We start from the raw sequence: 20176 nt of genomic DNA on the forward strand, positions 1-20176 counted from the left end.
CGGCGGTGCCGAAGCGACCGTTACCCACGGAGGGGTTGAGCAGCCCATGCCACTGACCCGCACCCACGACCTCATGACCGCAGGCGGAGCCGTGATGGCCTTCAACGTCATCACCATCGAGCACGCCGAAGCCATCGCGCTCGGCGCGGAGGCGGCCGGCGCCCCCGCCATCCTCCAGATCTCCGAGAACGCCGTGAGGTTCCACGGCGGCGACCTGGCCCCCATCGCCGCCGCGACGGCGGCGGTGGCCCGCGCGTCGACGGCGCGCCTGGCCCTCCACCTGGACCACGTCGAAAGCACGGACCTCCTGAGGGCCTCCGCCACCCACGGCTTCGACTCGGTCATGTTCGACGCGTCGAAGCTCCCGTACGGCGAGAACGTCAAGGCCACGGCGGAGGCGGCCCGCTGGGCCCGAGAACGCGGCATCTGGCTCGAAGCCGAACTGGGCCGCGTCGGCGGCAAGCCGGGCGACGCCCACACCCCCGGCGTCCGCACCGACCCGGCCGAGGCGGCCGCCTACGTGGCCGACACGGGCGTGGACGCCCTGGCCGTGGCCGTGGGCAGCACCCACGCCATGACCGAACGCACGGCCACCCTCGACCACGCCCTCATCAAGGCCCTCGCCACCACGCTCCCGGTCCCCCTGGTCCTCCACGGCTCCTCAGGCGTCCCGGACGCGGAAATCCGCCGCGCCATCGCGTCCGGCATCAAGAAAATCAACGTAGGAACGGCCCTCAACAAGGCCTACACGGGTGCGGTCCGCGCCTTCCTGGAGGCCCATCCCTCGACGGTCGACCCCCGCAAATACCTCGCCCCCGCTCGCGAGGCGATGACGGGGGCGGTGGCGGGGTTCCTGCGCGCGACAGGCGCTCACGCTTAGCTCTGCGGCGACGCGCCAACGGAGTGGCGAATTATGGCCACATTGGCCGGAAATCGCACACTTGCAAATCACTTGTCACTTCACGGACAAAAAGCATATGATCATCCCGCTAAACACCCAGAGAGACCTATAAGCCCTTCCCGGCCATCAAGGAAAATTTCCGAATGAAGCTCGTCTCAAAAATTCCGGCAATTGTCGCGTCCGCCGCGGCGATCATACTGCTGACCCCGAGCGTGAGCCACGCGGACGAAGAAATGGTTCGCATTCGCAATGGGCTGGGGAAGTGTCTTGAGATCGACAATTCAAGCGACGAAAACGGCGCCACGGCACAGCAATGGGATTGCGGCAACCAATCCGGCAACATTTGGTATCTCGATCACCTGGTGAACGAGACGTTCATGATCCGAAACCGGAGCGGGAAGTGCCTCGAAATCGCTGATTCACGAACAGATAACGGCGCACCTGCCCAGCAGTGGAATTGCAACAGGAACAACGACACCATGGTATGGCATATCATAGACAACAAGATCTACAACCACAACAGCGGAAAGGCGCTCGAAGTATCGAACTCGAGTCGCGCGAACGGCGCTAAGGTCCAGCAGTGGTCGGACGCTCAAGTCCCCGGGCAGTACTGGTCCATCGAGAGGTACTAGGGTTCACCTCAGAGTGAAGACGACTGCCAGTGCGTAGCGCCCGAGGCAGCTCGCGCAGATTCTGCAGACCATGCTATTGACGGCCTGGTGGCCATCGGCCCGAGAACGAGCAATGCCGGAACTGAGTAGGAAGGGCACCGAGAGGGGCCGTCGCGACTATCGCTGACAGCACGCCTCGCGAAAATCCCGCCGATCAGGGCATTCCTATTGGGGAGATCTCGCGTCGTGCAACGCCTGGCGCCACTCGACTAGGAGCAGGAATCCATGAGGCGCGCCGACCGCTGTGCAGGCCCGCGCCAGGCATGCTTACTCCTCTAGCCTCTTGGCAAGCTGACCCATCAGGGTCAGGCATGGGCCTGGCCTCAATGGGTTACTCAGTGCGCTGCGGAGTCAGCGTCCAATCCAAGGGGCCAGGCCCTCTGTATTTCCCTCCGCGACGCGGCCTTCGATCCTGCCGACCTCCACAGCGCCTCCGACATTCTCAACGCGGAACTTCGCCGCATCGGAAGCCCCCGGCCTTAAAGAAGCCCAATGCCGGAACGCCCGCAAATACCCCGCCCCGCTGAAGAGGCGATGGCGGGGTTCCCCGGGGCGTCAGGCTCCGCCCGGGGTGAGCCAGAGCTGGTCGAGGTGCACCTCACACGCGTTGCCCTGCTCGCAGGACAGACGGATGGTGTTGGTGCCCTTGTTGAGCTTGATGACCGACCAGGTGTTCTTCCAGCCGGCTTCCCAGTCGCCTTCCTTCGTGCCGCCGAAGTTCTCCATCCGAATGGCGCGCGTGTCACCCTTGCCATTCGTGTTGATGGTCAAGTTGGCGTTCTTGCCGGGCACGCCGTACCGGGCGTTCAGCCGGTACTCGCCGGCGGAATCCACGTCGACCGTCCACTCCACGGCGGCGCCGACCCGGTTCATCCCGGTGATGTACAGACCGTCGGTGGCCTGGGCGCCCGGGACGGTCTTCTCCGTCGTGGCACCGCCGCTGAGCCGCAGCGTGGCGGCGTCCCGCTTCAGCTGACCATTGGCCGAGGGGTTCTTGGGCTCGTCGTTCTTCTTGCCCTCGCCCCCGTCCTTGCCCTTCTTCGACGACTCGTCGGACTTGCCGGAGCCGTCCGGGGCCGTCTTGCCGCCGTCGGCGGACGTCTGCTTGTCGTCCGACGAGCTGTTCTGCATCATCGCCACGCCGATGCCGCCCGCGACCACGAGGACGACCGCTATCGCGGCTATGAGCAGCCCGCGCCGCTTCGGGCGCGCCGGGGCCCCCGCGCCGTGACCGCCGTGGCCGCCCCGTACGGCCGCCTGGCCCTGCGTGGGCGCGCCCAGGGTTTCCGGCGCCGCGTAGTGCGGGTTCGGGCCGCCCGGTCGCTGCGCGGCGGCGCCGAGGTTCGAGCCGACGCCCTGCGTGCCGCCGTACGTGCGGGAGCCCACCGGGCGTACCTGGTTGTAGGACGTGCGGGGGACGCCCGGCTGATAGGCGGCGGTCTGCTGGCCGCTCTCGGCGGACCCGCCGCCCTCCGAGCGGTACAGGTAGCCGAACGGGTCGTCGTTCTCCGGCGCTCCGGACGCTCCCGAACCGCTGCCCGCGCCGTTGTTACCGGCCGTCATCCCCTGTCACTCCCCATATCCCACATGGTGTGCCCGTCGGCTCCCACGCACCACGCTCGGCGGCGGTGCCGCATCGGCGAAGCGTACCCCGAGTGGGTGGTTTCACGCCGGGCACCCGGGCTCGGGGGGCCGGGCAAACCGGCACTCATCCGGCGCGTCTTCCCGCCTTCGCCCGCGCCCGCTTCTCCCGGTACATCCGCTGGTCAGCGGAGTGCAGCACTTCGTCCGCGCTCATGCCGCAGCCCGCCCAGCCGATTCCGAAACTCGCCCCCACCCGGACGGCCCGGCCGTCGACCCTTATGGGCGGAATGATGGCATTTCGCAGCCGGACGGCAAGATCCTCCGCGTCCGCCAGGGCCAGCCCGTCGGCGAGGACGACGAACTCGTCGCCGCCGAGCCGGGCGACGGTGTCGCCCTCCCGCACGCCGTTGCTCAGCCGCCGGGCGACCTCTATCAGCACCGCGTCACCCGTGTGGTGGCCGAACCGGTCGTTGATCGACTTGAAGCCGTCGAGGTCGCAGAAGAGGACGGCCAGGCCCTTGGTGCCGTCGTCGGTGTCCTCGTCCGGGGCGATCGCGTGCTCGTGGTGGTCGTAGGCGTGGCCGTGCCCGTGGCCGTAGCCGACGGAGATCCCCGGGCCGCCGCCGTAGTCCTCGGGCGGGAAGTCCGGCGCATAGTCGGGGCCGGTGTCGGAGCCGAAGCCGTGACCGTGGCCGTGACCACCGGCGGAGGGGAGCCCTCCCGCCGGCAGCGGCTCCGGGACGTACGCCGTGCTCTCGACGCTCGCGACCTCCGCGAAGCCGTCGAGCGCCCCGTACGGGCCGACGGCCGCGGCCGCGTGGGTCTCGCTGCCGGGCGGGCGGCCGCAGAGCCGGCTGCTGAGGCGGGCGCGGAGCTCGGCGCTGTTGGGCAGACCCGTCAGGGAGTCGTGGCTGGCCCGGTGGGCGAGCTGGAGCTCGTGCCGCTTGCGCTCCTCGATGTCCTCCACGTGGGTGAGCAGGAAGCGCGGGCCGTCGGCGGCGTCGGCCACGACCGAGTTGCGCAGCGACACCCAGACGAACGTTCCGTCGCGCCGCGCCAGCCGCAGCTCGGCGCGGCCGCCCTCGGCGGAGGTGCGGAGCAGGGTGCCTATGTCCTCGGGGTGGACGAGGTCGGCGAAGGAGTAGCGGCGCATCTGGGAGGCGGAGCGGCCGAGCAGCCGGCACAGCGCGTCGTTGGTGCGGTGGAGCCTGCCGTGCTGGTCGCCGCCCATCTCGGCGATGGCCATCCCGCTCGGCGCGTATTCGAACGCCTGTCGGAAGCTCTCCTCGCTGGCGCGCAGCGCCTGCTGCTCCCGTTCGAGTCGGACCAGAGCACGCTGCATATTTGCGCGTAGACGAGCGTTACTGATCGCAATCGCCGCTTGCGACGCGTACATCTGCAGGGCCTCCCGGCCCCATGCGCCGGGTCTACGGCCGTTGCGCGGTTTGTCCACGGAGATGACGCCGAGCAGTTCGCCGCCGGACGGGCCCGTGGAGTACATCGGGGCGAAGAGCCGGTCCATCGGGTGCCACTCGTCGGCGAAGCGCGGGGCGGGGCCGGCGGTGTGCCACTGGGGGACGTCGTCGTCGTCGAGGACCCAGCCCTCGGTGTACGGGATGAAGCGCAGATCGCCCCACTCGTCCCCCATCGCCAGCCGCCGCTCCCAGGACACGCGGGAGCCGACCCGCCCCGCCATCAGGGCCTCCGCACTGGCGCTCCCGGCCACGGCGGCGACGACGAGATCACCGTCCGGGCGGACGAGGTTGACGGCGGAGAGCTCGTAGCCGAGCCCGGACACGACACCGTCGGCGACGGTCTGCAAGGTGTCCGCGAGGCTGCGCGCGGTGTTCAGGTCCGCGATCGCCCGATGGACCTGTTTCAAGGTGGCCAGGCGGACGTACGGCTCCGACTCGGTCTCCATAGCTCGCTCTCCCCCGAGACCTCGACAGCAAACTCCAGGCTTCTTGTTCGTCCGATTACCCGGCCACTGAATCACAGCGAGCTGACCACCCGGTACACAGGGTCAACAATTAGCGCCCTCTGTGACTCATGTCACAAGAGGCGTTGAAGTCGCACCCCTGGCGTTCGATCGCGCTCTTATGCTTAATGAACGCAAATTCGAGGGCCCGGAAAAGACACGAACGGACATGATCAGATCTCTTCCGGACCGATTCCCACGCGGACGTACGCGCACAGGCTCTCAGGACCTAGGACCCGGCGGGAACCCCGACTGGTCCCGCAGCCCGATGCGTCCCGTCCCCCGGGACGGCTAGCGTGCGAGGCGTGTTGCAGACGACTTCGCCCACCGAGACCGGCATAGCCCATCCTGAGGTAGTGACCGCCGAGCCAGACACCCACCGCGAGGGCCACCCCGAGGGGGTGACCGCCGACGAATTCCGCGCCGCCCTGACCCGGCTGGCGGCCGGCGTCGTGCTGGTGACCGCGCACGACCCGGAGGACGGCCCCCGGGGCGAGGACGTCGGCATGACGGCCACCGCCTTCGTCTCCGTCTCCCTGGACCCGCCCCTGGTGATGGTGAGCGTCCGCAACGGCTCCCGCATGGACGACCTGCTGGAGCGGCAGCCCGCCTGGGCGGTCTCCCTGCTCGCCGAGGGCCAGCGCCACATCGCGGGCCGCTTCGCCATGAAGGGCCGCATCAGCGACCGGCTCCTCTTCGCGGACGTCCCCCACGAGCGCGGCGCGGTCAGCGGCGCCCCGCTGATCAAGGACACCCTGGCCGTCCTCGAATGCCGCACCGAGCAGCGCGTGGTGGCGGGGGACCACACGCTCGTCATCGGCCGGGTGCTACGGGCGGACACGCCCGGCACGGACACCGGCCCGCTGGCGTACTTCCGGGGGCGCTACCGCCACCTGGACTAGCTCCAGCCGGCTTCGGTCAGTGCCAATCGCGGCCGGTACGTCCCCGTTTGGTGTCGGCGCGCTGCTTCTTCTCCCGCAGCCGCCGCTCATTGATGCCGCGCGGGATCTTCGTGGGCCGCCGCGGCTTCGGCGGCGGCGCGCTCGCCTCGGCCAGCAGCGCCGCCAGCCGCACGGCCGCCGCCTCGCGGTTGCGCCACTGCGAGCGGTGCTCCGAGGCCCGTACCGTCACCACGCCGCCGACGAGCCGGCCCGCGAGCCGCTCCAGCGCGCGCTCCTTCCACACCTCGGGCAGCGCGTTCGTCGCCGCGAGGTCGAAGCGCAGCTCGACCTGGCTGTCGCTCGTGTTGACGTGCTGACCGCCCGGCCCGGAGGAACGCGAGAAGCGCCACAGGAGCTCGGCCTCGGGGAGGGAGACGGAGCCGCGGATGACGTAGGGACCGGACATGCGTCCCATGTTCCCCGACGGACGCGAACACGTCACCCCGTTTATCCACGGAGGGCATGGACGCCACGACGGCCGGCCCGGCGTCAGGAACCGGCAAAGAAAGTAAAGCGGAATGGAACCCCGGGTCCCCCACATGGCGTTATCAGGGATGTGACGGCGGCCTGGAGCGCGCCGCGAGTCGACGTAGAAGCAGAAAGGGACTCATCCCATGGCTGTAAGCCTGTCCAAGGGCGGCAACGTCTCCCTCACCAAGGAGGCCCCGGGCCTGACGGCCGTCACGGTCGGCCTCGGCTGGGACGTCCGCACCACCACCGGCACGGACTTCGACCTCGACGCCAGCGCCATCGCCGTGAACGCGGGCGGCCGGGTCTACTCCGACTCCCACTTCGTCTTCTTCAACAACAAGTCGACGCCGGACCAGTCCATCGTCCACACCGGTGACAACACCACCGGCCAGGGCGAGGGCGACGACGAGCAGATCAACGTGAACCTGGCGGCCCTCCCGGCCGACATCACGAAGATCGTCTTCCCGGTCTCCATCTACGACGCCGCGGCCCGCTCGCAGAACTTCGGCCAGGTCCGCAACGCCTACATCCGCATCGTCAACCAGGCCGGCGGCGCCGAGATCGCCCGCTACGACCTCAGCGAGGACGCGGCCACCGAGACGGCCATGGTCTTCGGCGAGCTCTACCGCAACGGCGCGGAGTGGAAGTTCCGCGCGGTCGGCCAGGGCTACGCGTCGGGCCTGGTCGGCATCGCCCAGGACTTCGGCGTCAACGTCTGAGACGTCTGAGACGTCTGAGGGGTCGACGGAGGGCCGCCTCGTCCTCCCCACCGGGACGAGGCGGCCCTCCGCGCACCCTTGTCGTGTGTCGTCGCGTCAGTACGCCACGGTGAACCGGGCCCGCCGGTGCGCGGGCCGCTCGGCCTCGTCCAGCAGGGCCACGGCCAGGTCCTCCATGGAGACGGCCGAGCCGCCCTCGCCGTCGACGAGCAGTTCGTCGCGGCCCAGCCGGTACGCGCCCGTCCGCTCGCCCGGCTCCAGCTGCGCCGGCGGGCTCAGGTACGTCCAGTCCACGGCCGCGCCGGCGGCGCGGCAGGCGGCCAGCTGCTCGACGCAGGCCACCGCGATGGGCCGCCACGCCTCGGGGACGTACGCCGGGTCGTCGACGACGAGGACACGACCGTCCGTGCCCGGCACGGAGAGGCCCCCCGCGCCGCCGACGAGCAGCAGCCGGGCGCCGGCGGCCGCGACCCCGGCCAGCAGGGCCTCCGCCATGGGGACGAGTTGGCCCTCCTGCCCGGGCGCGGGGCGGGTGGCGCCGACGACCACGTCCTGCCCGGCGCTCAAGGCAGCGACATCCTCGACGACTCCCGCGTCGCCGACGCGTATTTCCGCTGCCTCGGGCAGCCCCGCCGCCCGGCCCCGGGCCAGGTCGCGGACGACGGCGGTGACGTGGTGCCCGCGCGCCAGCGCCTCGGCGACGACCCGGCGCCCCACGTTCCCGGCGGCACCGAACACGGTGACCTTCAGAGGCTTGCGCACGCCCTCGCGCACGCCCTCGCGCATGTCTTCACTCATGTCTTCGCGCATCTCTCGCATCGTGTCCTCTTCCTCTTCTTCCTTGACTCTCAGCTCTTGTGGGCGAGTTGACGGGGTGCGAGCCGCTTCTTGGGCTGCGTCTGTGCCACGACCAGGGCGGCCAGGACGACCAGCCCGCCCAGCCCCTGCGCGACGGTGAGGGACTGACCGAGCGCGAGCCAGCCGACCGCCGTGGCGACGACGGGGCTCAGCAGCCCGAGGAAGGTGACGTCCGTGGCGGGCAGCGCCCGGATGCCCCGGAACCACAGCACGTAGGCGAACGCGGAACCGACGACGGCCAGATAGCCGTACCCGGCGAGGTTCGCCGCGGTGAGCGACGTGGGCGGCGCGCCTTCCACGACGAGGGCGATCGGGAGCAGCAGCACGCCTCCGGCCACGAGCTGCCAGCCCGTCGCCGCGAGCGGCGGCGCGGACGAGGCCCAGCGCTTGCTGAGCACGACGCCGGTGGCCATCACCACCGCGCCGCCGACCGCGGCCGCCACCCCGATCCCGTCGAGCCGCGCGTCGGCCCGCAGGACGAGCATGCTGACACCGGCCACGCCCACCGCGCCGGCGACCACCGTGCGGAGGGAGAGCCGCTCCCCCAGCAGTCCGGTGGAGAGCCCGGCGGCCAGCAGGGGCTGGACCGCCCCGATGGTGGCGGCGACGCCGCCGGGCAGCCGGTACGCGGCGACGAACAGCAGCGCGAAGAACGCCCCGATGTTGAGCGCCCCCAGCACCAGCGCCCGCCACCACCAGTCGCCCTTCGGCAGCCGCCGGGTCACCGCCACCAGGGCGAGGCCCGCGGGCAGCGCCCGCACGACCGCCGCCAGCAGGGGCCTGCCGGGCGGCAGGAACTCGGTGGTGACGGCGTAGGTGGTGCCCCAGACGGCGGGCGCCAGCGCGGTGAGGAACACGATCCCGATCCGATTGCTTAGCACTAAGCCAATATAACTCATCGCTAAGCTATCGGTGAGTGATCTACCTCACCGCTAAGACATTGCTAGGCTGGGGCCGTGGCAGATCACGTCGACCGAGTACTCGAACAGTGGGCGCAGGAGCGGCCCGACCTGGACGCATCCCCCATGGCCGTGATCGGCCGGCTGAACCGGGTGCACCAGCTGATCAACACCGAGCTCCGGCGCACCTTCGCCGCGCACGACCTGGACGGCGCCTCCTTCGACGTCCTCGCCACCCTGCGCCGCAACGGGCCCCCGTACCGCCTCACCCCGGCCGGGCTGATGCGCTCGTCGATGGTCACCTCGGGCGCCATCACCCAGCGCCTCGACCGCCTGGAGGCCCGCGGCCTCGTCATCCGCACCCGCAGCGACCACGACGGCCGCAGCGTCGTCGTCTCCCTCACGGACGAGGGCCGCGCCCTCATCGACCGCGTCCTCCCGGACCACGTCGCCACGGAGGAACGCGTCCTGGCGGCCCTGAGCCCGGGCGAACGCGAGGCCCTGGCGGGCTCGCTGCGCACCCTGCTGGAGTCCCTGGGCGACAGGGCGGGCTGAGACCGCTCCGCCGACGAACGAGCCGGGGCTCAGCCCAGCCGGGTGTCCGCGTAGACGACCATCGCGTCACGCTGGTAGGCGGCCAGCCCCTCGGCGATCCTGTCGAAGTTCGCGCGGAACTTGGGGTCGTCGACGTACGTCTGCCCCACTCCCTTGTACGCGCAGGCGTTCGGGGTCCAGAAGCCGCACACGCCCCGGTAGTGGGCCTCCACCTCGGCCTGTACCGCCGGGTCGGTGACCGGGACGCCGGCCACCATGAGCTCCGCCATGCGGATCATCTGCGCCGTCACCTCCCGCTGCCACCGCTCCGTGTCCTCGGCGGTCATCGCCTCGACCGCCTGCCGGGACTGCTCCCACTCGCGCGGCCACCGCTCCCGCACCTCCGCGTCGGTCTCGGCGTCGACGGGGCCGAAGCCCTCGAACAGGTTCTCCGGCCGGTTGATCCTCGTCATACCGTCACTCTCTCCTTCCTCCAGTTCGGTGATGGTGCGGCCGACGGTGCGGACGAGCGTCTCCAGCCGGTCGCGCTCGCCCAGCAGCCGCTCGTAGTGCTCGCGCAGCGCGGCCAGCCGGTCGACCTGGCTGTCCAGGACCGCCTGGATCTCGCGCAGCCCCAGCCCCAGCTCCCGCATCAGGAGGATCTGCTGCAACCGCAGCAGCTCGGCCTCCTCGTAGTAGCGGTGCCCATTGGCCCCCGTCCACGCGGGCGGCAGCAACCCGATCTCGTCGTAGTGCCGCAGCGTCCGGGACGTCACCCCGGACATCCGGGCCACATCCGCGATCGACCAGGCCATCCGTCCAGCCCTCCCACATCACCGGGCCGGCCGTTCCGGCCCTGGGGAAACCGTAGGAGTTGACGTAACGGCAACCACAAGCCCGGGATGCGGCGGGGGCGGAACGCGGCGATCCTGAAGGCGTCAGGCGTTCCGTTAGGAGGACGACCATGTCCATGCTCGACAAGCTCAAGGGCCTGCTCAAGGGGCACGAGGACACAGCCCGGCAAGGCGTCGAGAAGGCCGGCGACGCGTTCGACGCGAGGACGGGGAACAAGTACCAGAGCCAGGTCGACGCGGCGCAGCGGAAGATCGACGAGCAGCTCGGCAACAGGCCGCCCACGGACGACCAGCCCTAGCGCCCCTCGCCACCCCTGATCACCACAACCTGTCGATCTCCCCGGGGTAGAGCCCGATCCGGGCGTTCCGGAACGACGCGGCACCGCGCCGCCCCCGCTCGGTGAAGAAGTCCGCCAGCGTGACCTTGTCGAAGCCGGGGCGGTCGCTGGGGAAGGGAGCCTCCGGGGTGCCCCCGACGAGTACGGCGCCCTCCAGTACGCGCCAGCCGGCCCCTTCGTAGAAGCCCCGCAAGGGGCGGTCGCAGGTGAAGATTCCCAGGTCCGCACCGCTTTTCGCGATCATTTCACGGGCGGCAGCCACGAGCTGCCGCCCGTGTCCTTTGCCCCGGTGCGCCTCGGCGGTGACGACCGAACTCAGGCCGGCCGCCCGGTAACGGACGCCTTCGTGCTCGATGTCCTTCCACAGGACGTCGAGCACCGCCGTGACTTCACCCTCCGGCGTTACCAGCGGTATCGTCAGCGGATTCAACGCGGGATCGTGCGGGATTCCTCCGAGGCCGGGCCATGCCTCTTCGCGCAACGCACGCGCCTGTACGCGGAATTGCTCCGGAAGGTAGTCCTCCGCGTACATTCCGATATCCATTCCCGCCAGCCCTTTCACTCCGTTCAACTGCCCTCTTCCTCAGTTGAACACATCTTCCCCGCCCCCCAACTCACCGCATAGCGGATCCAATCCACCGCTCAGCGTTTACCAACAGATCAAATCCTTGTTGCGCCCCTGTCAATCTCCGTCCATCGGTGGCACGCTCTCCTCAATTCGCTCCTGCACCACTCCTGACGCAACGGCGCGGCCCTTGACCCGGGCTGCCCGTAACCCCCCTCTTAGGAGATCGAGTTGAGAAGCAACACCGCCACCCCCCGAAAGAACTCCCTGCGCGCCGCCGCACTTGTCGCCTCCGCCGCCATGGTGGTCATCGGCGTGCAGTCGGGCTCGGCGAACGCGACGGCCGAAAAGGTCGCGGGCGGCCAGCAGTTGGCGCTCTCCGCCGGCCAGCGGGCCGCCGCCGTGCAGGACGCGCAGGGCGGGGCGGCCTCGACCGCCGCGAAGATCGGCCTGGACGCCGACAAGGAGAAGCTGATCGTCCGTGACGTCGTGAAGGACGCCGACGGCACGACGCACACGCGCTACGAGCGCACCTACGAGGGCCTGCCGGTGCTCGGCGGCGACCTCGTGGTGCACCAGAAGAAGAACGGCGCCCGCGACGTCACCAAGGCGACCGACGCCAAGATAGCCGTGCCCAGCACCACGCCCTCCCTCGCGCCCGCCGCCGCCAAGAAGAGCGCGCTGAGCGTCGCCGCCGGGGAGAAGACCGCGAAGGCCGACGCCGACCGCGCGCCGCGCAAGGTCATCTGGGCCGCGCAGGGCAAGCCGGTCCTGGCGTACGAGACCGTGGTCACCGGCGTCCAGAAGGACGGCACGCCCAGCAAGCTCCACGTGATCACCGACGCGAACACCGGTGAGAAGCTGTTCCAGGACGAGGCCATCGAGACCGGCACCGGGACCAGCACCTACAGCGGAAACGTTCCGCTGACCACCACCAAGTCGGGTTCGGGGTACACCCTCGAGGACGGCTCGCGCGGCGGCCACAAGACGTACGACCTCAACCAGGGCACCGACGGCACCGGCGCGCTCTTCACGAACTCCAGCGACGTCTGGGGTGCGGGCCGCCAGAAGGCCGGTGTCGACGCCCACTACGGCGCGGCCGTCACCTGGGACTTCTACAAGAACGTGCTCGGCCGCAGCGGCATCAAGGGCGACGGCAAGGGCGCCTACTCCCGCGTCCACTACGGCAACGGCTACGTCAACGCCTTCTGGGACGACGAGTGCTTCTGCATGACCTACGGCGACGGTGAGAACGACGCCCACCCGCTGACCTCGCTCGACGTGGCAGCCCACGAGATGAGCCACGGCGTCACCTCCGCCACCGCCAACCTCCGCTACAGCGGCGAGTCCGGCGGCCTCAACGAGGCCACCTCGGACATCTTCGGCACCGCCGCCGAGTTCTACGCCAACAACGCCGCCGACCCGGGCGACTACCTCATCGGCGAGAAGATCGACATCCGCGGCGACGGCAGCCCGCTGCGCTACATGGACAAGCCGAGCAAGGACGGCCGCTCCAAGGACTACTGGTCGTCCTCCCTGGGCAGCGTCGACGTCCACTACTCCTCCGGCCCCGCCAACCACTTCTTCTACCTGCTGTCCGAGGGCAGCGGCAGCAAGGTCGTCGGCGGCGTGAGCTACAACAGCCCCACCTACAACAACTCCAAGATCACGGGCATCGGCCGGGACAAGGCCACCAAGATCTGGTACAAGGCCCTGACCACGTACTTCACCTCCACCACCAACTACAAGGCCGCCCGCACCGCCACCCTCAAGGCCACCGCGGACCTCTACGGCGCCACCAGCAACGAGTACAAGACGGTCGCCGCCACCTGGACCGCGATCAACGTGAAGTAACCCCCGCGGGCGCACCCCACCGGTGCGCCCCGACGGGTACACCCCCCAGCGCCCCCGTCGCCCCCGTGGCGGCGGGGGCGGCACCCGTGGCGGCGGGGGCGCACCCGTCGTACGTCCTCGCCTTCCGTACGTACCATGAAGCGTGATCGACCTCGGCTACTCCCTCTCCCGCCGCTTCCCGGACCCCCCGCAGACGGACTACCGCACCGCCGACGTGCACGCGCTGCGGCACGACCTGTTCTGCGGCGACGTCTATCTGGCCGACGTCAAGGAGGACCGGGAGCTGTCCACAGCCTGGGGATGGGTGCCGGTGCTCGACTTCGCGTGGGCGCTGTGCGACATCGTCGAGAAGGTCGACCAGGACCCCCGGGGCAGCCGCTCGGCGCGGACGCAGTTCGCCGAGCTGGACTTCACCGAGTCCACCGACTGCCTGGTCTTCGAGCGCCGCTTCGGCTGGGTGGAGGTCACGGCCGACTGGGCGCCGGACGACCCGCCGCTGACCTTCGACCACAAGGCGCTGCGCCGCGAAGCCCGCGATTTCCTTCACGATCTGATCGCGGATCTGGTGGACATGCATGACGGACTCGGCGACAACCCCGCCATCTGGGACCTGCAGAGCCGCTTCCCCCGGGTGTGAACGACATCTGTGCTTGACCTCAATCCTGGTTGAGGTTGAAGACTCGGGACCGTCCCCGTGACGATCTTCGAGGAGAGCGCCATGCACGTCATCCGTCTGCACGCCTTCGGCCCCGCCGAGAACCTGCGCCACGAGCGCGCCGAGGACCCCGTTCCCGGCCCCGGCCAGGTCCGGGTGGCCGTGGCGGCGGCGGGCGTCCACCTCGTCGACACCACCCAGCGCGCCGGGGACCCCGGCAACCCGTACGGCCTGCCCGAGCTGCCGGCCGTCCTGGGCCGGGAGGTCGCGGGCACCGTCGACGCCCTCGGCGAGGGCACCGACCCCCGCTGGCTCGGCCGGCGAGTCGTCGCCCACCTGGGCCGCACCGCCCCCGGCGGGGGCTACGCGGAGCTGGCCGTCGTCGACGCCGCCAGGCTCCACGAACTGCCGGACGGGCTCGCCGAGGACCACGCCATCGCCATGATCGGTACGGGCCGCACCGCGCTCGGCATCCTGGGCTTCACCGAGCTGGGCGAGGACGACGTCGTGATCGTCCCGGCCGCCGCGGGCGGCATCGGCTCGCTGCTCGTGCAGTACGCCAAGAACGCGGGTGCCACCGTCGTCGGGCTGGCCGGCGGGCCGGCCAAGGTCGCCCACGTCGGCGCGCTGGGCGCCGACGTCGCCCTCGACTACGACGACCCCGAGTGGGCCGAGCGGGCCCGTACGGCCCTGTGGGGGCGCGCCGCCACGGTCGTGTTCGACGGCGTCGGCGGCGCGGTCGCGCGGGCCGCCGTGGACCTGCTGGCGCCCGGCGGGCTGCACCTGGTCTTCGGCTGGTCCGCGCGGGGCACGGTCGGCGCGGGGCCGTGGGAGCCGGAGCCGACCTGGCTCGCCGAGCGTGGCATCACCTCACGGAACGTGCTCGGCCCGGCCATGCTGGAACGGTTCGGCGGGGGCGAGACCGGCATACGGCGGCTGGAGGAGCTGTCGCTGGCGGACGCCGCGGCGGGGCGCGTCGTCCCGGCCGTGCAGCGCTTCCCGCTCGCCGAGGCGGCGGCCGCCCACCGGGCGCTGGAGACGCGCGGCACGATCGGCAAGGTCGTGCTCGTCCCCTGATGCGGGTGCGGCCTTGGGGTGGGTGCGGCCTTGAGGCGGCCGGGTGCGACTGCATACGTCGAAATATGCCGAACAAGCGCCCGATTCACCGTCGAGGGGCGTATGTCACCCGGCGGGCCTAGGCTGGATTGCGAGCTTCTGCACGTCGCGCACGGCGCGAGAGCACGCGAGAGCGGGTACCCATGAGCTCGAACGAGCCTCCCATAGCCGATTCCGAGGCCCCTGAAACCGACGCCGACCCCCGCCGCTGGTGGGGGCTGGTGGTGATCGCACTGGCGCAGCTGATGGTCGTGCTCGACGCGACCATCGTGAACATCGCCCTCCCCTCGGCCCAGCGCGAGCTCGGGATGACCGACGCCCACCGCCAGTGGGTCATCACCGCCTACTCGCTCGCCTTCGGCGGGCTCCTGCTGCTCGGGGGCAGGATCGCCGACCGCATCGGGCGCAAACGCACCTTCACCCTGGGCCTCGTCGGTTTCGCGGCCGCCTCCGCGCTCGGCGGCGCCGCCCACGGCCAGGGCACGCTCTACGCGGCCCGCGCCCTGCAGGGCGTCTTCGCGGCGGTGCTGGCGCCCTCGGCGCTGTCGCTGCTGACGACGACGTTCACGGATCTGCGCGAGCGCGGCAAGGCGTTCGGGATCTACGGCGCCATCGCGGGCGGCGGCGCGGCCATCGGGCTGATCACCGGCGGCCTGCTGACCGAGTACCTGGACTGGCGCTGGTGCCTGTACGTCAACGTGCCGATCGCCCTGATCGCGCTGCTCGGCGCGGTCTGGCTGCTGCGCGACCACCGGCCGCCGCCGGCCGACCGGCCGAGCCTGGACCTGCCCGGGGTGCTGCTGGGCTGCGGCGGGCTCGTGGCCGTCGTCTACGCGTGCAGCGAGGCCGAACCGCACGGCTGGTCCAGCCCGTTGGTCCTCGGTCTGCTGTGCGGCGGGGTGGTGCTGCTGGCGTTCTTCGCCCGGTGGCAGACCCGGGCGCGCAGCCCGCTGCTGCCACCGCGCGTCATCGCCGACCGCAACCGGGGCGGCGCGCTGATCACGATGGCGCTGGCGGTCGTGGGGATGTTCGGGATGTTCCTGTTCATGACCTACTACCTGCAGGTCGTGCTCGGGTACTCACCGCTGCGGACCGGCCTGGCATTTCTGCCGATGACCGGCGCGATCGTGCTCGCCTCGACGCAGATCTCGGCGCGGCTGATGACCCGGCTGCCGCCCCGGCTGCTGATGGCGCCGGGCGCCCTGCTCGCGGCGACGGGGCTGTTCCTGCTGACGTTCCTGACCACCGAGCCGGCCTACGCCTCGCACGTCCTGCCTTCCATGATCCTCGTCGGGCTCGGCATGGGCCTGATCTTCATGCCGGTCGTCAACGTCGCCACGTCCGGAGTGGCGCCGCGCGACTCGGGCGTCGCCTCGGCGACGGTGAACACGGCACAGCAGGTGGGTGGTTCGATCGGGACGGCGTTGCTGAACACGATCGCCACGTCGGCGAGCGCGGCGTATCTGGCGGGGCACGCGGGCGCGTCGTCGGCCGTCAAGGCCGGCGCGGTGCACGGGTTCAACGTGGCGATCGGCTGGGGTGCGGGGATCATGCTGCTGGCGGCGCTGGTGGCGAGCGTGATGGTGAGCGCGCGGGCGCCGAACCAGCCCCGGCCCCGCCCCTTCACCGTTTCCGAGCGGGGCCTGCGGCCCCCTCGCAACCCCGCTCCGCGCTGACACATGGGGTCCCCGCCCCCGGCCGGGGCTAGCGCACGACGCGCAGTTCGCGCGCCGTGTTGTTCAGCCTCCGCCCGGCGGAGTCCGTGCACACCACGATGTCCTCGATCCGCACCCCGAACCGTCCCGGCAGGTAGATCCCGGGTTCGATCGAGAAGCACATCCCCGGTACCAGCGGCAGGTGTTCGCCCTCCACCATGTAGGGCGGTTCGTGCGTCGTGACGCCGATGCCGTGACCCGTGCGGTGGATGAAGTACTCGCCGTATCCGGCGCGGCGGATGACCTGGCGGGCCACGCGGTCGACGTCCTGGCAGGCCACGCCGGGGCGCACCGCCTCGAACGCGGCCTGCTGGGCCTCGCGCACCAGGTCGTGGACCGTGCGCTCCTCCGCCGTCGGCTCGCCCACGTGCACCGTGCGGGTGGTGTCGGAGCCGTAGCCGTCCTTGAGGCCGCCGAAGTCCAGGACGACCATGTCGCCGTCCTCGATGACGCGGTCGCCCGCCTCGTGGTGGGGATCGGCACCGTTGGGGCCCGATCCGACGATCGTGAAGTCGACCTGGGAGTGGCCGTGTTCCCGGAGCAGCCGGGCGAGGTCGGCGGCCACCTCGCGCTCGCGGCGCCCGGCGAAGCGCACGTCCACGATGGTCTCGTACGTGGCGTCGGCGGCCGCCCCGGCGGCGGCGAGCAGCTCGACCTCGTGGGCGTCCTTCACCGCCCGGAGCATCGGGAGGACCTCCGTGAGCGCCCCGAAGCCCGCTTCCGGGGCCGTTCGCTGGAGGGCCAGCAGGTGCAGCGCCCACGTCGCGTCGGAGACGCCGTAACGGCCGCGCGGGTCGAGGTGCCCGGCGACGGTGGTGTACGGGTCCTCGCCGTCGACCCAGCCGACGATCTCCAGCGCGCCCGCGCCCGGTGAGTGCTGGGCGTCGGCCCGTTCCAGCTGGGGCACCACGAGCAGGGGCTTGCGGCCGGGGGCGAGCAGGAGGGCCGTGAGGCGCTCGGTGACGGCCGGGACGCGGTAGCCGCAGAGCCAGCCGAGATCGGGGCCCGGGGAGATGATCAGACCGGCCAGGCCCGCCTCGACGGCGGCCAGGACGGCGCGCTCCATGCGCGCGGCATAGAAATCGACATCGCTCATGGGGGCAGCGTAATCCGGACGAAGACGGTCGGCCGAGTGACCTCTACCCCACGGGTGAGAGGGCCTCCACCCGCCCTCCTCCTCAGGGTTGAGAGGCTTCCTCAACTTCCCCACCCCAGGGCCGATTTCCCCCTGATTCCCCGGGATTTTGTTGTGGAGCGGGAACTTCAGTCCCTAGCGTGTTTCCCGCCCATACCGCACACACGAGCGCCCGTACACGCATGCTGTTAAGAGGTAGTTGAAGGAGCGTTATGTTCCGTCGAGTCGGGCGGTTCGCCGTCCATCGACCCTGGCTCACGATCGCCGGCTGGATCATCGCGGCCGTGGCCCTCGCCATGTTCGCCCCGGCTCTGAAGTCCACCACGGACGAGACCGAGTTCCTGCCCTCGCACTACGAATCGGTGCGGGTGGGGAACCTCCAGCAGAAGGCCTTCCCGCAGACCGAACAGCCCGCCGCGATCGCGGTGTTCCAGCGCGCCGACGGCGGCAAGCTGGACGACACCGACAGGCGCGACGTCATCAAGGTCGCCGCCGGGCTCGACGGCAAGCACCACGAGAAGATAGGCAAGGTGGTCTCCGACCCCAAGGCCGTCTCCCCCAACGGCGAGGTGGCCCTCGCCAACATCTACGCCACCACCAAGAACTTCAACGACGAGAAGCTGCCCGATTCGGTCAAGAAGCTGCGCGAGGACGCCAAACCGCTGCTCAGCGGCACCCATCTGAAGATGGGCATCACCGGGCAGGCGGCCACCCAGCTCGACGCGAAGGAGTCGTCCACCGACACCGACGCCATGGTCATGTCGGCGACGTTCCTGCTGATCATCGTGCTGCTGCTGGTCATCTTCCGCAGCCCGCTGATAGCGATCCTGCCGCTCGTCATCATCGCCGTGGTCTCGGTCGTCGCCACGGGCCTGATCGGCACCGCCGCCTCGATCGGCGGGCTGAAGGCCGACTCCTCCATGTCCACGATCCTGATCGTCGTCCTCTTCGGCGTCGGCACCGACTACATCCTGTTCCTGCTCTTCCGCTACCGCGAGCACCTGCGCCGGGGCCAGGAGCCCAAGGAGGCCCTCGTCGAGGCCGTGGCCCGGGTCGGCGAGACCATCGCCTCGGCCGCCGGGGCCGTCATCGTCGCCTTCACCGCCCTGCTGCTCTCCACGCTGGGCATGATGCGGGCGATGGGCCCCTCCCTGGCCATCTCCGTGGGCGTCACCCTCGTCGCGGCGCTCACGCTCGTCCCCGCCGTCTTCTCGCTCCTCGGGCGCGCCGCGTTCTGGCCGTCGAAGGCCTGGCGCAAGGAGCCCCGGAACCGCTTCGCGAACGGCGTCGGCGGGCTGGTCGCCCACCGCCCCGGCGTGGTCGCCGCGCTGTCCACCGCCGTCCTCGCGATCCTCGCCGTGGGCGCGTTCAGCATGAAGCCCCAGTTCGACACCAGCAGCCAGATGCCGCAGAAGCTGGAGTCCGTCCAGGCCATGAAGGACCTCCAGCGGGGCTTCTCCGCCGGCCAGTCCGACCCGGCCATGATCTACCTCAGCTCCACCAACGGCACCCGCCTCGACCGGGCGGCGCTGGAGACCTTCCGCGGGAAGCTCGCCGCCGTCGACGGCGTCGGCACGGCCGCGCCCGCCGTCGTCAACGGCGACGGCACCGTCGCCCAGTACAGCGTGATCCTCAAGTACAGGCCCTCCGCCGACGAGGCCATCGACCTCGCGGGCGGCGAACTGCGCGATGCGGCCCACGCGGCCGCGCCCGCCGGCACCGAGGCCCTCGTCGGCGGCACCTCCGCCGTCCTCGCCGACATCGAGGACGCCGTGGGCCACGACTACCGGGTCGTCTTCCCTGCCGCCGGACTGGCCATCATGATCATCCTCGGCCTGCTGCTCCGCAGCCTGGTCGCGCCCTGGTACATGATGATCGCCGTGGCCCTCGGCTTCGGCGCCACCCTGGGCTCCACCGTCTGGCTCTTCCAGGACCTCAAGGGCGAGCCGGGCCTGCTCTTCATGCTGCCGGTGATCGTCTATCTCTTCGTGGTCGCGCTCGGCACCGACTACAACATCCTGATGATCGCCCGGCTGCGCGAGGAGGTCCGCCGCGGCGTCCCGCCCAAGGAGGCCATCCGCACGGCCGTGGCCCAGTCCACCCCGACCGTCGCCTCCGCCGCGATCATCCTCGCCGGCACCTTCGGCGTACTGGTCCTCGCCGACAACTCCATGCTCCAGCAGATGGGCTTCGCCGTCGGCTTCGGCATCCTGCTCACCGCCTTCGTGATGGCGATGCTCCTGGTGCCCACCGTCACCTCGCTGCTGGGCCACAAGGCCTGGTGGCCGGGCCACCAGGACTCGCCCCAGGCCGTAGCGCTCACCACGGCCGACAAGTCGACTGCCTCCCGCACGGGAGACGGGGCTTGGCACTAGCCGGATCATCCGA

At 70.6% G+C, this 20176-nt stretch carries 19 protein-coding genes; 11 read left to right on the forward strand and 8 right to left on the reverse strand.

Annotation, left to right across the window (positions count from 1 at the left end):
- Positions 1-46 precede the first annotated feature (46 nt).
- Both IE096_RS19160 and IE096_RS19165 read left to right on the forward strand, forming a co-directional pair.
- Positions 47-880, forward strand: a complete 834-nt coding sequence (locus IE096_RS19160; protein WP_189453322.1) for a class II fructose-bisphosphate aldolase — start codon at positions 47-49, stop codon at positions 878-880.
- 164 nt (positions 881-1044) lie between these two features.
- Positions 1045-1533, forward strand: coding sequence for an RICIN domain-containing protein (locus IE096_RS19165; RefSeq protein ID WP_189453324.1), 489 nt, complete (start codon positions 1045-1047; stop codon positions 1531-1533).
- Between the two features lie 594 nt (positions 1534-2127).
- Here the strand turns inward: IE096_RS19165 and IE096_RS19170 are convergent.
- On the reverse strand, positions 2128-3135 hold the full coding sequence (locus tag IE096_RS19170) for a carbohydrate-binding protein (RefSeq protein WP_189453326.1): 1008 nt from the start codon (positions 3133-3135) through the stop codon (positions 2128-2130).
- Positions 3136-3280: 145 nt separating this feature from the next.
- Positions 3281-5077 carry a diguanylate cyclase CdgB gene (gene cdgB, locus IE096_RS19175; protein ID WP_189453328.1) on the reverse strand — a complete coding sequence of 599 codons (1797 nt, stop codon included), beginning with the start codon at positions 5075-5077 and terminating at the stop codon, positions 3281-3283.
- Positions 5078-5490: 413 nt separating this feature from the next.
- Here cdgB and IE096_RS19180 point away from each other — a divergent pair, with 413 nt between their 5' ends.
- Positions 5491-6036: a flavin reductase family protein gene (locus IE096_RS19180; protein WP_229820358.1), complete on the forward strand. Its 546-nt coding sequence runs from the start codon at positions 5491-5493 to the stop codon at positions 6034-6036.
- 16 nt (positions 6037-6052) lie between these two features.
- On the opposite strand, the gene arfB is transcribed toward IE096_RS19180, so the two are convergent.
- Positions 6053-6490, reverse strand: coding sequence for an alternative ribosome rescue aminoacyl-tRNA hydrolase ArfB (gene arfB / locus IE096_RS19185; RefSeq protein ID WP_189453330.1), 438 nt, complete (start codon positions 6488-6490; stop codon positions 6053-6055).
- A gap of 199 nt (positions 6491-6689) precedes the next feature.
- Between arfB and IE096_RS19190 the strand changes: the two genes are divergently transcribed.
- Positions 6690-7265 carry a TerD family protein gene (locus IE096_RS19190; protein WP_189453332.1) on the forward strand — a complete coding sequence of 192 codons (576 nt, stop codon included), beginning with the start codon at positions 6690-6692 and terminating at the stop codon, positions 7263-7265.
- A gap of 96 nt (positions 7266-7361) precedes the next feature.
- Here IE096_RS19190 and IE096_RS19195 read toward each other — a convergent pair whose 3' ends face one another.
- Positions 7362-8015, reverse strand: coding sequence for an NAD(P)-dependent oxidoreductase (locus tag IE096_RS19195; protein WP_189453597.1), 654 nt, complete (start codon positions 8013-8015; stop codon positions 7362-7364).
- Positions 8016-8113: 98 nt separating this feature from the next.
- Entirely contained in the window at positions 8114-8980 is an 867-nt protein-coding gene (locus IE096_RS19200) for an EamA family transporter (protein ID WP_229820360.1), read from the reverse strand.
- Between the two features lie 99 nt (positions 8981-9079).
- Here IE096_RS19200 and IE096_RS19205 point away from each other — a divergent pair, with 99 nt between their 5' ends.
- On the forward strand, positions 9080-9577 hold the full coding sequence (locus IE096_RS19205; protein ID WP_189453337.1) for a MarR family winged helix-turn-helix transcriptional regulator: 498 nt from the start codon (positions 9080-9082) through the stop codon (positions 9575-9577).
- 29 nt (positions 9578-9606) lie between these two features.
- Here the strand turns inward: IE096_RS19205 and IE096_RS19210 are convergent, their stop codons facing one another.
- Positions 9607-10371 (reverse strand): MerR family transcriptional regulator, encoded by a 765-nt coding sequence (locus IE096_RS19210; RefSeq protein WP_189453339.1) that lies wholly within the window; start codon positions 10369-10371, stop codon positions 9607-9609.
- Between the two features lie 149 nt (positions 10372-10520).
- On the opposite strand from IE096_RS19210, the gene IE096_RS19215 reads away from it, so the two are divergent.
- Positions 10521-10709 (forward strand): antitoxin, encoded by a 189-nt coding sequence (locus IE096_RS19215; RefSeq protein ID WP_189453341.1) that lies wholly within the window; start codon positions 10521-10523, stop codon positions 10707-10709.
- A gap of 19 nt (positions 10710-10728) precedes the next feature.
- On the opposite strand, the gene IE096_RS19220 is transcribed toward IE096_RS19215, so the two are convergent.
- Positions 10729-11310 (reverse strand): GNAT family N-acetyltransferase, encoded by a 582-nt coding sequence (locus IE096_RS19220; RefSeq protein WP_229820398.1) that lies wholly within the window; start codon positions 11308-11310, stop codon positions 10729-10731.
- A gap of 303 nt (positions 11311-11613) precedes the next feature.
- On the opposite strand from IE096_RS19220, the gene IE096_RS19225 reads away from it, so the two are divergent.
- From IE096_RS19225 to IE096_RS19240, 4 genes are all read left to right on the forward strand, one after another.
- Complete coding sequence (locus IE096_RS19225; RefSeq protein ID WP_189453601.1) at positions 11614-13167, forward strand: M4 family metallopeptidase; 1554 nt, start codon at positions 11614-11616, stop codon at positions 13165-13167.
- Between the two features lie 142 nt (positions 13168-13309).
- Positions 13310-13804 (forward strand): hypothetical protein, encoded by a 495-nt coding sequence (locus IE096_RS19230; protein WP_189453342.1) that lies wholly within the window; start codon positions 13310-13312, stop codon positions 13802-13804.
- 81 nt (positions 13805-13885) lie between these two features.
- Positions 13886-14899 carry a zinc-binding dehydrogenase gene (locus IE096_RS19235; RefSeq protein ID WP_189453603.1) on the forward strand — a complete coding sequence of 338 codons (1014 nt, stop codon included), beginning with the start codon at positions 13886-13888 and terminating at the stop codon, positions 14897-14899.
- Between the two features lie 182 nt (positions 14900-15081).
- A complete protein-coding gene (locus IE096_RS19240) occupies positions 15082-16614 on the forward strand; it encodes an MFS transporter (RefSeq protein WP_189453344.1) in 1533 nt (510 codons plus the stop codon).
- A 28-nt stretch (positions 16615-16642) separates the two neighbouring features.
- On the opposite strand, the gene IE096_RS19245 is transcribed toward IE096_RS19240, so the two are convergent.
- Positions 16643-17749, reverse strand: coding sequence for an aminopeptidase P family protein (locus IE096_RS19245; protein WP_189453346.1), 1107 nt, complete (start codon positions 17747-17749; stop codon positions 16643-16645).
- A gap of 251 nt (positions 17750-18000) precedes the next feature.
- Here IE096_RS19245 and IE096_RS19250 point away from each other — a divergent pair, with 251 nt between their 5' ends.
- Entirely contained in the window at positions 18001-20163 is a 2163-nt protein-coding gene (locus IE096_RS19250; protein ID WP_189453348.1) for an MMPL family transporter, read from the forward strand.
- The last annotated feature ends 13 nt before the right edge of the window (positions 20164-20176 follow it).

It is taken from the genome of Streptomyces abikoensis, assembly GCF_014648775.1.
Taxonomy (GTDB): Bacteria; Actinomycetota; Actinomycetes; order Streptomycetales; family Streptomycetaceae; genus Streptomyces; species Streptomyces abikoensis.